This is a genomic window from Stenotrophomonas sp. STEN029, from assembly GCF_056760015.1.
On the sequence record NZ_JBRREC010000112.1, the window covers coordinates 1 to 13,835 of the forward strand.

Below are 13,835 nucleotides of genomic sequence, written 5' to 3' on the forward strand. Positions count from 1 at the left end.
ATGCTCGGCAGGGGCCTTTCCGGTAACGCCCATGCTGAGCATGGCTCGGCACTACAGGTGAAGCGTATGCCGAGCACGGCTCGGCACTACAGGTGATGCCTTAGCGCAGCCAGCCGGCCAGCTGTTCGCGCGACAGCTTGCCGCGCCGCGCTGTATCCAAGGCATTGAATTCGTCAGCCAGGGCCGGATTGGCCTGCGCTTCCTCGCGGCTGATGAAACCATCGCCATCCACATCCATCGCGTCGAAGTCGATGCGGTAATTGCCGATCACGCTGTCCGGCTGGATCGAACGCACCGTGACCTGGGCCTGATCGGTAGGCATCAGGATCTGCGTGGAATGGGTGACCTTGCCAGTGGACAGCGATTGCTCGCGCACATGCACCGGCGCATCGTTCAACGGCATGCTGACCGCAGGCTCAGGGCGCGGCACGGTCTGGGCGTTGGCGGCAATGGGCAGCAGGATGGCAAACGCCAATGGCAGGGAAATACGAAACGCGGGCATGGCACGACTCATCAATGGTGGAAGCAGGTTCCGCCACGCGGGTGGCGGCAATGGTGATGGTAGTGCGCTGCAGCTGAACGGGCCAACCGCTCAGCCCGGAATGAAGGGGAAGACCAGTTTCAGCAGGCCCTTCAAGCCACCTTCGGCGGTGGAACTGATCGCCTTCGCGCCCAGGCTGTTGAGCGCGCGCCGCAGATCGACCCAGCGCAGCTGGGTGACATCCTTCTTCAGCAGGTCGGCGACTTCTTCCGAGGCCGGGGCCAGCTTCTTCAAGGCGTCCAGCGTGGCCTGCGGATCGGGCTGCAGGTAGTTCCAGCGTTCGGCGATGTTGAGCAGGGTGTCGAAGCGCACTGCGACCACTTCGCGGTTGCGTTCGTAGACCGGGATCGCGCCGACATCGAGGATGGCCTGCTCGAAGCGCTGGGCATCGTCGGGGTGCTCGATGCGGATGGCGAGGAAGCCTTCCTTGCGGCTGCGCTCGCTGACGTGCTTTGCCCCGGAGCGCAGGTTGGCCTCGGTCAGCACCGCCGCGACGATGCGCTGCAGGGCGCTGTCGCCTTCTTCGGGTACCAGGGCCCGCCAGCGTGCATAGCCATCGCGACGCAGGCCTTTGACCTTGGCGGGGGTGACCCGCAGCTGCAGGGCGACGGCAGCATTGGAGTCGCTGCGATTGATGGCGCCGTCGCGTTCGATCAATACGAAAATCAGCAGTTCAAGGTCGCGCTTGGTCAGCGACTGGAAACCCTGCATCAGGGTCAGTCGCAGAAACTCATTGCCGAAGCCGGCCGGGTCCTTCAGTTCGATGCTGTGCATTGCGGTTCCTCCCATGGCCTACAGCATGCCTGATATGGATTGCAGCAGCTGAGACTGGCGTCCTCAGGGTTTGGCCGATGCTTTCAAGCCGTATTCACGGCCGGGGCGGTCGGCCTGGAAGGTTTCCACCGCACCCCGGTCCTGCAGGGTGACGAAGACCTGGCGGCCATCGCTGCCACCGAAGGTAAGATTGCTGGGCTTGCGGCCCTTGAGCGGCACTTCCCGCAGCAGCTTGCCGTCCGGCGCCACCACCGCAATCACGCCGGCGTCGTAACGGGCGATATAGAGATTGCCGTCGGCGTCGCAGCGCATGCCGTCCATGCCGTGGTCATCGAAGCGGATCAGCAGGCGCTTGTTGCTGATGCTGCCGTCGGCGGCACGGTCGTAGACCCAGACATTGCGCTGCACGCTTTCGTTGACGTACAGGCGCTGGCCATCGGGGCTGACCTCGATGCCATTGGTGGTGCCCATGCCGGTTTCGAGCAGGTGCACACTGCCATCGCGGTCGATGCGCCATAGCTGACCATCATCGGCCTTGGCCCAGTTGGGATCGCTGGCGTAAAGCGTGCCATCCGCGGCGAGGGCGATGTCGTTGGGCTGGTGCGCGTTTGGAAGATGCGCGAACACGCTGACGCTGGTTGAGCCTGGTGCCACGCGCAGGATGTTGTGACGCGGGTAGTCGGCGATATACATCGTGCCATCACTGCCGAAGCGGATGCCGTTGCCGATGCTGCCTTCGGGCAAGGTGAGGAACAGCGTTGCCTTGCCGGTTTCATCAACGCGGCCGATGGTGCCGTCCTTGCCGAGGTTGACCACATACAACGCGCCATCCGGGCCGGTCGCCGGGCCTTCGATGCCGGTGGTGAAGGTGCCATCGCCGACGTGGTCGCGGGCGATGAAGGTGTCGGCGGCCAGTGCAGTGCTGCTCAGGCTGATGAGCGCGAAGGCGGCGATGCGGGCGTGGGTGATCTGGCGGGCGATGGCGGCGACTTCCGTGTTGGTGGAAGCGCGAGTGTGCCAGAGGTGTGGGCTGGAGCGTGGATGTGGTTGCGCGGGCAACGACATGTAGTGCCGAGCCATGCTCGGCATAGGCTTTACCGGTAATACCCATGCCGAGCATGGCTCGGCACTACAGGGGACGCTCCAGCTGCAAGCGCAAGCTGCCCTCACCCCAACCCCTCTCCCGCTTCGCAGGAGAGGGGCTTCAATCAAAGGCCCTTGGCTCTTGGGGTAACGAACACCGTGATTTCCTCGCGGTCGTGGTACAGCTGCTTGGCGCGGATCGTCAGCGGCTTGTCTGCCTTTTCGGCAAACAGATCCAGGCACAGGCGCGTCTCATCCCAGCGCTTCTTCATCGGCAGCTTCAGGTTGAAGATAGCGTGCTTACACCAGCCTTCGCGCAGCCAGGTGCCCATGCGCTCGGCCACGCGGCGCGGCTGTTCGACCATGTCGCAGACCATCCAGTCCAGCGGCGTTTCCGGTTGCCAATGGAAGCCATCGGCGCGCAGGTGTTCGACCAGACCGGTATCCAGTACATGCTGGCGCAGCGGGCCGTTGTCGATGCTGCTCACATGCAGGTGCTGGCGGGTCAGCACCCATGTCCAACCGCCCGGTGCTGCACCGAGGTCGGCCGAACGCATGCCAGGCACCACCAATGCTTCGCGTTCTTCCGGCGTGAGCAGGGTCATGAACGCTTCTTCCAGCTTCAAGGCCGAACGCGAGGGGGCATCCGGCAGCAGCTTCAAGCGCGGAATACCCAACAGCCACGGTGCGCTGTCGCGGGTATCGGAGACGCAGACAAAGGCATGCGTACCATCGACGAACACCACATGCAGGCGCGGCAGCTTGCCGTTGGGCTTGTCGGTGAGCAGACCGCCTTTGCGCAGCGCCGGGCGCAACGCATTGCCGAAGGCGCGGGCCAGGCCAGCCAGCGGTTTGCCGGCGTCCGAATCGGGATGCTCGACCCACAGATCACCAAACCGTTGCTGGCCTTCCAGCGCGGCAATGATCGGGGTGATGCGGTCCGTGGCATCGAGCTGTGGCAGCTCGGCGAGAATCCGCAGCTTCTGGCGGGCGAAGATCAGCTCGCGCCAGGGCAGACGCTGGTCCAGCGCTTCGGCCTCATCGGTGACGAACACGACGTAGCCATCGTTGCGTTGGGTGCGGGCGTAACCGGCAATGCCGGCATGGCCTGCACGGTCGTTCAATTCGCCGGCCAGTTCCGGTTCAAAGCCTTGGCGGCAGTAGCAGAGCAGGCCGGTCATGGAAATCCTTGGTTTGTTGCGGATGGGGTTTCTTCTCCCTGCGAGAGAAGAGCCTGTCCCCGCGAAGGCGGGGATGCCCCGCAGGGCGGATGAGGGTAGGTGATGCTTCGGTAGCAGACTGCATGAGAACTGCCGGACCCTCACCCCAACCCCTCTCCCGGAGGGAGAGGGGCTTTTGATCAGTAGCGTGCGCCGTCATTCTTGCCGTAGCTGTGCAGCACGGCGCGGGCGTCGTCGCGGTTGATGCCTTGCACGACTTCGATGCCGCGCTTGTTCAGCTCACCGGCCCAATCTGCAGGCAGCGGGCCTTCATCGAACGGGGTGAGTTCTTCCACGTCGGCGGCGCAGGCGCCGATCAGCAGGCGGTCGATGCCGGCCCAGACGGTGGCGCCGTAGCACTGGCAGCAGGGCTGCGAGGAGGTGGCCAGGGTGACCGGCGACAGCAGCGCGTTCAGGCGCGGGGTGTTGAGCTTCTGCTGGGCCAGCATATAGGCCATGTTTTCGGCATGTGCCAACGAGGTGGCGTGCGGCACCACGCGGTTCACCGCGGCGGCGATCACCTTGTGGTCGGGGCCGAATACCACCGCACCAAACGGGCCGCCACTGGCGTGTTCAACGTTCAGCCGCGACAGCTCGATCGCCAGCGCTACCTTGTCCGCATCGCTGGTATAGGCGCGGTCGCAGTCGACGGCGTCGTGGATCCAGACGGGGAGGGTGAGGTGAACCTGGGCGTGCAGCATGATGATGACCGGCGTTGTGGCAAAAAACGGCGGTCAGTTTAGCGGACTGGGGCGCTGGGGCGGGCTTGCTGGCCTGGGTTGTTCAGGTGTGGGGGCCGGTAGGCAAGGATCTGTAGCGGAGCCGGGTTCAGCCCCCTCCCTTTCGCGCAGCGAAGGGGAGGGCTGGGGAGGGGTTGGCTATTTGCTTCGGGGTTCGCGGTTGGCGCGAAAAGCACCCCTCCCCAACCCTCCCCTTGGCCTGCGGCCAAAGGGAGGGAGCCAAAGGCTTAGAACTCCGCGCCCACCGTCATGAAGATCTGCCGCGGGGCGCTGGCGTGGATGGAATAGCGGGTGCCGGTGGGGTCGGTCGGCGCGAACGAGCTGAGCTGGCCGGCGTAGCGCTTGTTGGTCAGGTTGGTGACGTTCAAGGACACCTTGACGTTCAGCAGGCCGAGGCCGGGGCCGAAGCTGTAACCGCCGCCGGCGTCGAAGGTGGTCACGCTCGGTACCGACTGGTCGTTGGTATAGGTGTAGTAGCGCTTGCCGGTGTACTTGCCGCGCAGGCTGGCGAACCAGCCGTCGCGGTTCCAGCTCAGCTCGCTGGAGGCCATGCGCTGTGGCGTATCGACGGTGATCTTGCCGGCCACCGGCACGATCGCACCGCCGGAGATGTAATCGTCCTCGTAGGTGGTCTTGTTCCAGGACAGCGCGTTGTACCACTGCAGGCCCTGCGTCGGCTTGAGGATGAAGGTCAGTTCCGCGCCCTGGCTCTTCACCGAGCCGACGTTGATGAAGCGGGTGATGCACTCCGGTCGCGTGCCGACTTCGATGCTGGTGCAGGGGTTGAGCGAGAGCAGGCGGTTGTCGAACATCACGTGGTACGCGGCCAATGAGGCCTGGTACTTGCTGCCGAAGGTGCGGAAACCGGCCTCGAAGGTCTTGGACTTCTCCGGTTCCAGGCCGGCGCTGGCGGCAAACGACTCCGGCGAAACCTGCAGCGGGCCGCCGCTGCCGCCGCCGACGAAGGCGGCGATGTTCTCGGCATAGGAGGCGAACAGCTCGTTGTTGGCATTGAGCTTGAAGCCGACACCCAGCTGCGGCAGCAGCGATTCCTTGGCGGTCAGCGTGCCCGACGCGAGTTTCTGCTCGGTGCCGGGTTTGGCGGTTGCACGCATGCGCGTATTCGGGCTCTTGATGCCGATATCCACGGTCAGGCGCTGGTCGAGGAAGCGCATGCGGTCCTGCACGTAGAACTGCCGCGTGCGGATGTCGAAGTCCTGGTCGAACAGGCGGCGGTCCGGGTTCTTGAGGTAGGTGTCGTCGAGGAACGGGCCGTCGATGTAGTAGAAGTTGCGCTCGACGTTGTGGTCGTTCTGCTCGAACCACAGGCCGGCTTCCAGCTCATGGATGCCGACGTTCCACGACAGCGCAGCGGTCAGGCCCTGGCGATCAATCGTGTAGTTGGTGCTGCGGATCGAGATCGGCAGCATGCGGTCGGTGCCCGGGTACGAGGGCTGGCCTGGTGCCCACCAATGGCCCTGGCCACGATTGTCATGGTGGTAGGCAAGCAGCTTGAGATTGAGTTCGTCGCCCAGATGCAGGTTGGCATCTAGCGAATACAGATTGTCATCGCGCAACGCGCGGCTCTGGTAGTACGCATCGTCGATGCTGTTGACGCCGCCAGTGAAGGCGCAGCGCGTGGCGTCGAAGGTCGCTGGCGCGCAGTATGCAGCGGCGACGGCGCGGTCCCAATCCGGCGCGTAGATGTTCCAGTCGTAGCCCAGCCCACGCTGCAGCATGCTCTTGGACAGATAGGCGTAGTTGGCCTGGCTTGCCCGCGAGGTGGCAACGAAGGCGCCGAAACGGTGATCACCCACGTTCCACACCGCCTTGGCGTTGAACTGGCGGGTGGTCTGGTTCTGGTGCGGTGCGGCCCACATGTCGGCGTCCTGGTGCACGCCGGAGACATAGGCCGAGAAGCCATTCAGATCGCCGGTATCCACGCGCAGGTAGCCGCGGCGCTGGTTGTCGTCGCCGACGGTGACGCTGGCGCGGCCGCCGAATACGGTGGACGGGTCCTGCGAAAAGTACTGGATGGCACCGCCGAGGTTGCTGGTCGAAGCGACGCCCAGCGAGCCGATGCCCTGCGACAACTCGGCGCCGCCGAGGTTCTCGGCGATGATGGCGCGGGCAATGCTCAGGCCGTTGTAGTTGCCATAGCTGTTGTCGCCGAGCGGGATGCCATCGAGCGTATAGCCCAGGCGGGTCTTGTCGAAGCCGCGCAGGCTGATGGTCTGCGATTCCTCGTTGGCACCGAAGGCGTCGTTCGACTGCACGGAGACACCGGGCAGGCGATCAAGAATCTTCTGGCCGCTGCTGCCCGGCGGCAACACCTGCTTGTCGACTTCGCCGATGCGTTGCACCTGGCGGGTCTGGCCCTGGCCGATCACCGAGATGGTATCCAGTGTCTGCGCGGAGGCGCTGTCGGCAGCATCTGCCGCGGCGTAAGCGTGGCTGGTACACAGGGCAAGCGTGATGGCGAGGCTGAGGCGTTTGGAGATCATGGTCTACCGTTCCGTGGGAGGGCCGGCGCGCGCCGGTAACGGAAGGGTGTCGGTGCTTTGTTAAAGCTCGTTTACGGTGTCGTCCAATTGCGTTGTTTTGCACAGTATTGGTGACGTGATTCCCGTTTGATGCTGCTTGCAGCCGATGTTCGCGGTGAACGTGGATACGGTCCGCGCAAAGAAAACGCCGCGACAATGCGCGGCGTTCGTTGTCGCATCCATGGTCGCAAGATCAACCCATGTACAGGCCACCGTTGACCGGATAGTCAGCGCCGGTCACATAGGCTGCATCATCGCTGGCAAGCCACGCGCACAGCGCAGCCACTTCCTCTGGCTTGCCGAGGCGGCGGATCGGCACCGAAGCCGCCAAGCGGTCCAGTACGTCCGGCGGAAAGCTGCTGATCGCCTGGCTGGCGATATAGCCCGGCGAAATGGTGTTGACGGTGACGCCGCGCGCTGCGACTTCCGCGGCCAGCGCACGACTGAAACCGTGCATCGCGGCCTTGGCGGTTGCGTAGTTGACCTGGCCGATCTGGCCTTTCTGTGCACTGACCGAGCCGATGTTGATGATGCGGCCCCAGTTCTGGTTGGTCATGCCATCAACCACCTGCTTGCTCAGGTTGAACAAGGTGTTGAGGTTGGAGGCAATCACCGCGTTCCAGTCTTCGGTGCTCATTTGCCGGAACAGCATGTCGCGGCTGCCGCCGGAATTGTTGACCAGCACATCCACTTCGCCCACTTCCGCACGCACCTTGGCGAACGCAGCGGTGGTGGAATCCCAGTCAGCGGCATTGCCTTCGGACACGATGAAATCAAAGCCGAGTTCGCGTTGCTCGCGGATCCAGTTGGCCTTGCGCGGTGAGTCCGGCGCGCAGCCCGCCACTACGGTGTGGCCAGCGCGAGCCAGGGTCTGGCAGATGGCAGTGCCGACACTGCCCATGCCACTGGTGACGTAAGCGATACGTAGCGTCATGGTGCTCTCCAATGCGTCATGTAGGTGCCGCTTACGCGGCCAGTGGATACAGGGCGAACAGCAGGCTGCCGGCCATCAGGATCAGCGAGATCAGCACGGCCCACTTCAGGGTGAACTTCTGGTGGTCGGCGAAATCCACCTTGGCCAGGCCAACCAGCAGATAGGTCGAGGGCACCAGGGGGCTGAGCAGATGCACCGGCTGACCGGCCAGCGAAGCGCGTGCCATTTCCACCGGGGTGATGCCGTAGTGACCCGCCGCTTCGGACAGGATCGGCAGCACGCCGAAATAGAAGGCGTCGTTGGACATGAAGAAGGTGAAGGGCATCGATGCCACGGCGGTGATCACCGCCAGGTAGGGTCCCCAGGCTTCCGGAATCACCGACAGGAAGCCGCGCGACATCGCCTCGACCATGCCGGTGTTGGACAGGATGCCGGTGAAGATGCCTGCGGCGAAGATCAGTGACACCACCGACAACACATTGCCGGCATGGTTGACCACGCGGCGGCGCTGCTCGGCCAGGTTCGGGTAGTTGATCACCAGCGCAATCGCGAAGCCGACCATGAACAGGATCGGCATCGGCAGCAGGCCGATCACCAGCGCGGCCATCAACGCCAGGGTCAGGGCGAAGTTGACCCACAGCAGCTTCGGCCGCTTGGTGTCTTCGGCATCTTCCACCGTCGGCAGTGCATCGCTGTCATCGGAGACACTGGCGTCCATCCACGAGCCGCCGTGCGGCAGTGCGACCACGCCAAGACGACGGCGTTCCTTCATGCCCAGGTACCAGGCCAGTGCGAGGATGCCGGCGCAGGCCAGCACCATCGCCGGAATCAGCGGCACGAACACATCGGCCGGATCCACATGCAGCGCAGTGGCCGCACGTGCGGTCGGGCCGCCCCATGGGGTGAGGTTCATCACGCCACCGGCGAGGATGGTCACGCAGGTCATGCTCAGCGCGTTCATGCCCAGGCGACGGTACAGCGGCAGCATCGCCGACACGGTGATCATGTAGGTGGTGGAGCCGTCGCCATCGAGCGAAATCAGCATCGCCAGCACCGCGGTGCCCATCACGATCTTCAGCGGATCGCCCTTGACGATGCGCAGGATGATGCGCACCAGCGGATCGAACAGGCCGGCATCGATCATCACCCCGAAGTAGAGGATGGCGAACATCAGCATCACGCCGGTCGGCGCGATCTTCTTGATGCCGTCGAGCATCATCTCATCAAGGCCGGCACCGAAGCCGCCGATCAGGGCGAACACGATGGGTACGGTAATCAGGGCGACCAGCGGCGACAGTCGTTTGCTCATGATGAGATACATGAACGTCAGAACCATGCCGAAGCCGAGGATGGTCAGCATCATCTGCAGACTCCTAGTAGAGACAGGACGGGGAAGAGGCGTTTAGAAATCGAACTGCAGGCGGCCGGTGACCGCGCGGGTGTGGTCCACGGTGGTATCGGTCAGGCGGTTGCGGTTGCGGCTTTCAATCAGGTTGAGCATGAAACGCAGGTTGTCGCGCAGGTACCAGTTGCCGGCCAGCGTCCAGGCTTCGGTGCTGCCGTTGCGCAGGTCGGGCTGGCCATCAAGGTGCTGGTTGCCGCGCATCTGGTCGTAGCGCAGCGCGACTTCGAACGCGCCGGGCTTGTGGCGGATGTCCTTGATGCGGGCGAAGCGGCCGGTCTTGCGGTCATAGCTGCGCGACTCGCCGGTGACGAACCAGCTGAGCATGCCGTAGGCCGCCATCACTTCACCGCGCTGCGCGCCATCGTCGAAGGTGGCGCCGCTGAATTCGCCCTGCCATGACAGCGGGCCGCGCACCTGCGCGTATTCCAGCGACCACTTGTTGACGTCGGTATCGCGACCGGCCGAGAAGTCGACCAGGGTCAGTCGGCTTTCATCGGACAGATGGCCGGCCGGGCGCGGGCGGATGCGCAGTGCGGGCACGCCATTCACACCGGGGGTGTCATAGGCCTCGCGGGCCAGCGACAAGCCCAGGTGCAGCACGTCGCCAGCGGCCGGGCTCGGTGCCCAGGTGACACGACCACCGGCGGCGCGGCCCTTTACCTGCCAGGCATCGATGCTTTCCAGGCTGTAGACGCTGGCCGCCCAGGTCATGTCGCCCGGGTTGGCCTGCCAGGACGCGCCAAGGCGGTACAACGGAGCAAGGCTGGTGCCGGCGTTGCCGCGCTCCAGGAAGCTGCCGTAGTTGGAGCCGGTGCGGTCGTCCAGCGAGTAGTACTGCTTGAACTGGCCGACGGTCAGGCGGCCGGCATCGCCGAAGCTGCGGCTGACGTAGACGTCCTTGGCCTCGGGGCGGTCGCCGGAGAAGTCAGCTTCCAGCTTGTAGTCGACGACGAAGAACTTGCCGGATACATCCAGCCAGGCGCGACGGATCTCGGTGTCGTCCTTGTTCGGGGTGCCGCGATGGTCGTTGTCGAAGCTGGCGAAATCCAGATGCAGGCGGCCGCCGATGGTGGCAGTCACCGGACCTTCGTCTTCTGCGGCCAGCGCTGGAGCGCACAGGCTCAGCAGGACAGCGGCAGCGAGGCTGCGCTTTTGGAAAACACTCAGTTCCACAAACCCTCCCAGGTGCGCGCCAGGCGCGCGGCAAACATGGGCACCTGCTGGTGCGTGGGCGCAGTCTGGAGGGGACTAGCTGTCATCCGCCTGTCAGGGGTTTGTGCGGCGCAGCAATGTGCACCGGGACTGCGTCTTCGCGGCTTCCGCGTTAGCATTCGCGCCTTCCCGCCACATTCCCCTGCGATGCGCCTGCTGCTGGTTGAAGACAATGCGGACCTGGCCGATGCCATCATCCGTCGCATGCGCCGTAACGGCCACGCGGTGGATTGGCAGGCCGACGGCATGGGCGCAGCCAGCGTGCTGCGCTACCAGAGCTTTGATCTGGTGGTGCTGGATATTGGTCTTCCCAAGCTCGATGGCCTGCGCGTGCTGGCCGGCATGCGTGAACGCGGCGACAGCACCCCGGTGCTGATGCTGACTGCCCGCGATGGCATCGAGGATCGCGTGCAGGCGCTGGACGTGGGCGCCGATGACTATCTGGGCAAGCCCTTCGACTTCCGCGAATTCGAGGCCCGCTGCCGGGTGTTGCTGCGCCGTGGTCGTGGCCAGGCCAGTGAGGTGATGCAGATCGGCAGCTTCCAGTTCGACAATGCCGCGCACCGGGTCAGCCTGGATGGCGAGGTGATCGAACTGCCGAACCGCGAATTCCGCCTGCTGGAGATCCTGGTCGGTCGACTCGGACAGGTCGTCGGCAAGGATGAGATCGCCAAGGGCCTGTTCGGCTTCGACGACGAAGCCGGGCCCAATGCCATCGAGCTGTATATCGGACGGCTGCGCAAGAAACTGGCGGCCGCACCAGTGCGCATCACCACCGTGCGCGGCGTGGGCTACATGTTGGAAGCCAATGACGGCGGTACTGATGGCGACGGCTGAGGTCCGCACGTCCGGTTCATTGCGGCGCACCTTGATGCTGTACCTGGGCGCGTTGCTGGCGGTATTCGCGGTGGCCTTGCTGTTTGCCGCGCGCGACTACGGGCAACGCGCCGCAAACCGCTCCTACGACCATCTGCTGGTGTCCTCGGCGCTGTCCATCGCCGATTCGGTGGCATTGGTTGATGGTCAATGGCAGGTGGACCTGCCGTATGCGGCCCTGGACCTGCTGTCGATGGCGGAAGAAGACCGCGTGTTCTATCGCGTGGCTGATAGCCGTGGCCGCACCATCACCGGCTACGAGGATCTTCCCCAGGCACCGCGCAGGAGTGGCAACCAGCCGCAGTTGTTCGATGCCGAGTACAGCGGCGAGACGGTGCGCTTCGTGGTGGTCAAACGCAGCTTTGCCGCCGCCTCCGCGCAGGGTGAAGTGCAGGTGCAGGTTGGTCAGACCCGTCGCGCACGCGCCGAGCTGGCGCAGGAAATGGTCAACCGCGCGCTGATCGCCATCGGCGTGCTGTCGGCCTTGTTGCTGGCGCTGGTGGCCTTCGGCGTGCATCGCGCGTTCCGTCCACTGGTGCGCCTGGAGCGTGAGCTGTCACGGCGTGAGCCCTCCGACCTGAAGCCGCTGGACTCGCATGTGCCGCGCGAGATGAACCAGATGGTCGCTGCCTTGAACCGTTTCATGGAACGCCTGTCCAGCAGCAACGAAACCCTGCGTGCGTTCATGGCCGAGGCCGCGCACCAGATGCGCACGCCGCTGGCCGCATTGCGTGCGCAGGCGCAGCTGGCCTTGGACGAAGAAGAGCCCGAGGACATGCAGCGCAGCCTGCGTGCGATCGAGCGCAATGCCACCCATATGAGCCGCCTGCTCAACCAGCTGCTCAGCGATGCCAGCGTGATCCACCGCTCCAACCTGCAGCGCTTCGCGCCGCTGGATCTTGTTGAAACCGTGCATCAGGCCTTGCATGAAGCCTTGCCGCAGGCAGGCCCGGCACCACGCGTGCAGCTGGCGATCACCACCGGCGCGGTGCAGGTCAACGGCGATGCCTTGCTGTTGCGCGAGGCGATCAAGAACCTGATCGACAACGCGATGAAATACGGCGGCGATGGCCCGCTGCAGATCGCGCTGACCGTGCAGGACACGCAGGCGGTATTGACCATCGCCGACCATGGTCCCGGGATCAGCGCCGCCGATGCCGAACGCGTGTTCGAGCGCTTCGGGCGCGGTGAGAACGCGCCTGCCGGTGGTGCAGGCCTCGGGCTGGCCATCGTCAAGCGCGTGGTTGAAAGCCATGGTGGCAACATCGACCTGAGCAACCGGCCCGAAGGCGGTCTTGTCGCCACCATCCATCTGCCAAGGCATGCCGCATGAGCCGCTTGTTGATCCTGTTGCTGGGCGTGCTGCTGGCGCCATCTCTGATCGCCGCACCGGGCGATGTTCAGCGTTTTCCTGCGCAGGGCGTTGCGACCGAACAGCTGCGCATCCACGGCACCACCGATATCGAAGTGTTCGCGGTGGTGATCGCCGACTACCAGCGCCTGCACCCGGGCACCGAAGTTGTTTATGAAGACATCATCACCCAGGACCTGTACGCGCGTTTCCTGCGCGACCGCAACACCGCGAGCACGCCCGATCTGCTGATTTCCAGCGGCATGGATCTGCAGACCAAGCTGGTCAACGATGGCCACGCATTGCCGCATCGGTCACCGCAGACCGAAGCCGTGCCTTCCTGGGCGAAGTGGCGCAATGAAGCCTTCGGCATCAGCTACGAACCGGTGGCGATGGTCTACAACACGCGTGCATTGCCCGCGGCAAACGTGCCGCACACGCGCCGCCAGCTGCTGGACCTGCTACGTGCCGAAGGCACACCGCTGCGTGGCAAGGTCGGCACCTACGATATCGAACGCAGCAGTGTCGGTTATCTGCTGGCGACCCAGGACGCGCAGCGCGGCAGCATCGCCGGCGCCTTGCTGGGCGCATTGGGTGACAACGGCGTGGTGCGTGAGGAGCGTACCGGCGTGCTGTTGGACCAGGTCAGCAGCGGCAAACTGTCGCTGGTTTACAACGTGTTGGGTTCCTACGCGCAGGCGCGTATCGATGCCGGTGCGCCCTTGGGCATTGTCGAACCCGAGGACTACACGCTGGTGGTGCTGCGCACGGCGGTGATTCCGCGCAACAGCCCGCACCCTGCTGAAGCCAAGCGCTTCCTCGACTACCTGTTGTCGGCGCGCGGCCAGCAGGTGCTGTCGCGCGAGGCGCGGCTGATGCCGATCATCCGCAACGGTGGCGGTGACAGCGATCCCGGCCAGAACCGGCGGCCGATCCAGCTTGGGCCGGGGCTGCTGGTGTATCTGGATGCGCTCAAGCGGCGCCAGTTCCTCGATGCCTGGCGCAGCAGCGTCGAGCCCAAGCCGCGCTGAGTGTGACTCAGCGTGGCGGGATGGGGTGTTCGCTGGTTGGCGCAGCACCGTAGCCCGGGTAAGCGCAGCGCACCCGGGATCGGTGACCGATCATCTGGAAGACAACTGGATCCCCTTGTCGCGGG

The 13,835-nt window shown here is 64.6% G+C and carries 12 protein-coding genes; 3 read left to right on the plus strand and 9 right to left on the minus strand.

The window, feature by feature from the left end:
- Positions 1-100: 100 nt before the first annotated feature.
- From ACVOLI_RS18470 to ACVOLI_RS18510, 9 genes are all read right to left on the minus strand, one after another.
- Positions 101-514: an EF-hand domain-containing protein gene (locus tag ACVOLI_RS18470; protein WP_481615501.1), complete on the minus strand. Its 414-nt coding sequence runs from the start codon at positions 512-514 to the stop codon at positions 101-103.
- 78 nt (positions 515-592) lie between these two features.
- Complete coding sequence (locus tag ACVOLI_RS18475; RefSeq protein WP_282273369.1) at positions 593-1,315, minus strand: hypothetical protein; 723 nt, start codon at positions 1,313-1,315, stop codon at positions 593-595.
- A gap of 63 nt (positions 1,316-1,378) precedes the next feature.
- Positions 1,379-2,380, minus strand: a complete 1,002-nt coding sequence (locus ACVOLI_RS18480) for an SMP-30/gluconolactonase/LRE family protein (RefSeq protein ID WP_481615502.1) — start codon at positions 2,378-2,380, stop codon at positions 1,379-1,381.
- A 143-nt stretch (positions 2,381-2,523) separates the two neighbouring features.
- Entirely contained in the window at positions 2,524-3,579 is a 1,056-nt protein-coding gene (gene rlmM / locus ACVOLI_RS18485) for a 23S rRNA (cytidine(2498)-2'-O)-methyltransferase RlmM (RefSeq protein WP_481615503.1), read from the minus strand.
- A gap of 179 nt (positions 3,580-3,758) precedes the next feature.
- A complete protein-coding gene (locus ACVOLI_RS18490; RefSeq protein ID WP_282271686.1) occupies positions 3,759-4,319 on the minus strand; it encodes a nucleoside deaminase in 561 nt (186 codons plus the stop codon).
- A 266-nt stretch (positions 4,320-4,585) separates the two neighbouring features.
- Positions 4,586-6,862 carry a TonB-dependent receptor gene (locus tag ACVOLI_RS18495; protein ID WP_481615504.1) on the minus strand — a complete coding sequence of 759 codons (2,277 nt, stop codon included), beginning with the start codon at positions 6,860-6,862 and terminating at the stop codon, positions 4,586-4,588.
- 232 nt (positions 6,863-7,094) lie between these two features.
- Positions 7,095-7,835 (minus strand): acetoacetyl-CoA reductase, encoded by a 741-nt coding sequence (gene phbB / locus ACVOLI_RS18500; RefSeq protein ID WP_481615505.1) that lies wholly within the window; start codon positions 7,833-7,835, stop codon positions 7,095-7,097.
- A gap of 31 nt (positions 7,836-7,866) precedes the next feature.
- Complete coding sequence (locus ACVOLI_RS18505; protein WP_481509892.1) at positions 7,867-9,195, minus strand: CitMHS family transporter; 1,329 nt, start codon at positions 9,193-9,195, stop codon at positions 7,867-7,869.
- A gap of 42 nt (positions 9,196-9,237) precedes the next feature.
- Positions 9,238-10,413 carry an OprO/OprP family phosphate-selective porin gene (locus ACVOLI_RS18510; protein ID WP_481615506.1) on the minus strand — a complete coding sequence of 392 codons (1,176 nt, stop codon included), beginning with the start codon at positions 10,411-10,413 and terminating at the stop codon, positions 9,238-9,240.
- A 186-nt stretch (positions 10,414-10,599) separates the two neighbouring features.
- On the opposite strand from ACVOLI_RS18510, the gene ACVOLI_RS18515 reads away from it, so the two are divergent.
- From ACVOLI_RS18515 to ACVOLI_RS18525, 3 genes are read left to right on the plus strand one after another with little or no spacing between them, the layout of a single operon-like run.
- Complete coding sequence (locus tag ACVOLI_RS18515) at positions 10,600-11,289, plus strand: response regulator transcription factor (RefSeq protein WP_296247130.1); 690 nt, start codon at positions 10,600-10,602, stop codon at positions 11,287-11,289.
- Positions 11,261-12,661 (plus strand): sensor histidine kinase, encoded by a 1,401-nt coding sequence (locus ACVOLI_RS18520; RefSeq protein WP_296247129.1) that lies wholly within the window; start codon positions 11,261-11,263, stop codon positions 12,659-12,661. The genes ACVOLI_RS18515 and ACVOLI_RS18520 overlap by 29 nt, the downstream gene beginning before the upstream one ends.
- A complete protein-coding gene (locus ACVOLI_RS18525) occupies positions 12,658-13,710 on the plus strand; it encodes an ABC transporter substrate-binding protein (RefSeq protein ID WP_296247128.1) in 1,053 nt (350 codons plus the stop codon). The genes ACVOLI_RS18520 and ACVOLI_RS18525 overlap by 4 nt, the downstream gene beginning before the upstream one ends.
- Positions 13,711-13,835: the final 125 nt, after the last annotated feature.

Excerpts from the sequence above, each read along its gene's own strand:
- rlmM (WP_481615503.1), bottom strand. The coding sequence starts at position 3,579 with ATGACCGGCCTGCTCTGCTACTGCCGCCAAGGCTTTGAACCGGAACTG.
- ACVOLI_RS18490 (WP_282271686.1), bottom strand. The coding sequence starts at position 4,319 with ATGCTGCACGCCCAGGTTCACCTCACCCTCCCCGTCTGGATCCACGAC.
- ACVOLI_RS18495 (WP_481615504.1), bottom strand. The coding sequence starts at position 6,862 with ATGATCTCCAAACGCCTCAGCCTCGCCATCACGCTTGCCCTGTGTACC.
- ACVOLI_RS18520 (WP_296247129.1), top strand. The coding sequence starts at position 11,261 with ATGACGGCGGTACTGATGGCGACGGCTGAGGTCCGCACGTCCGGTTCA.
- phbB (WP_481615505.1), bottom strand. The coding sequence starts at position 7,835 with ATGACGCTACGTATCGCTTACGTCACCAGTGGCATGGGCAGTGTCGGC.
- ACVOLI_RS18505 (WP_481509892.1), bottom strand. The coding sequence starts at position 9,195 with ATGCTGACCATCCTCGGCTTCGGCATGGTTCTGACGTTCATGTATCTC.
- ACVOLI_RS18475 (WP_282273369.1), bottom strand. The coding sequence starts at position 1,315 with ATGCACAGCATCGAACTGAAGGACCCGGCCGGCTTCGGCAATGAGTTT.
- ACVOLI_RS18470 (WP_481615501.1), bottom strand. The coding sequence starts at position 514 with ATGAGTCGTGCCATGCCCGCGTTTCGTATTTCCCTGCCATTGGCGTTT.
- ACVOLI_RS18525 (WP_296247128.1), top strand. The coding sequence starts at position 12,658 with ATGAGCCGCTTGTTGATCCTGTTGCTGGGCGTGCTGCTGGCGCCATCT.
- ACVOLI_RS18515 (WP_296247130.1), top strand. The coding sequence starts at position 10,600 with ATGCGCCTGCTGCTGGTTGAAGACAATGCGGACCTGGCCGATGCCATC.
- ACVOLI_RS18480 (WP_481615502.1), bottom strand. The coding sequence starts at position 2,380 with ATGTCGTTGCCCGCGCAACCACATCCACGCTCCAGCCCACACCTCTGG.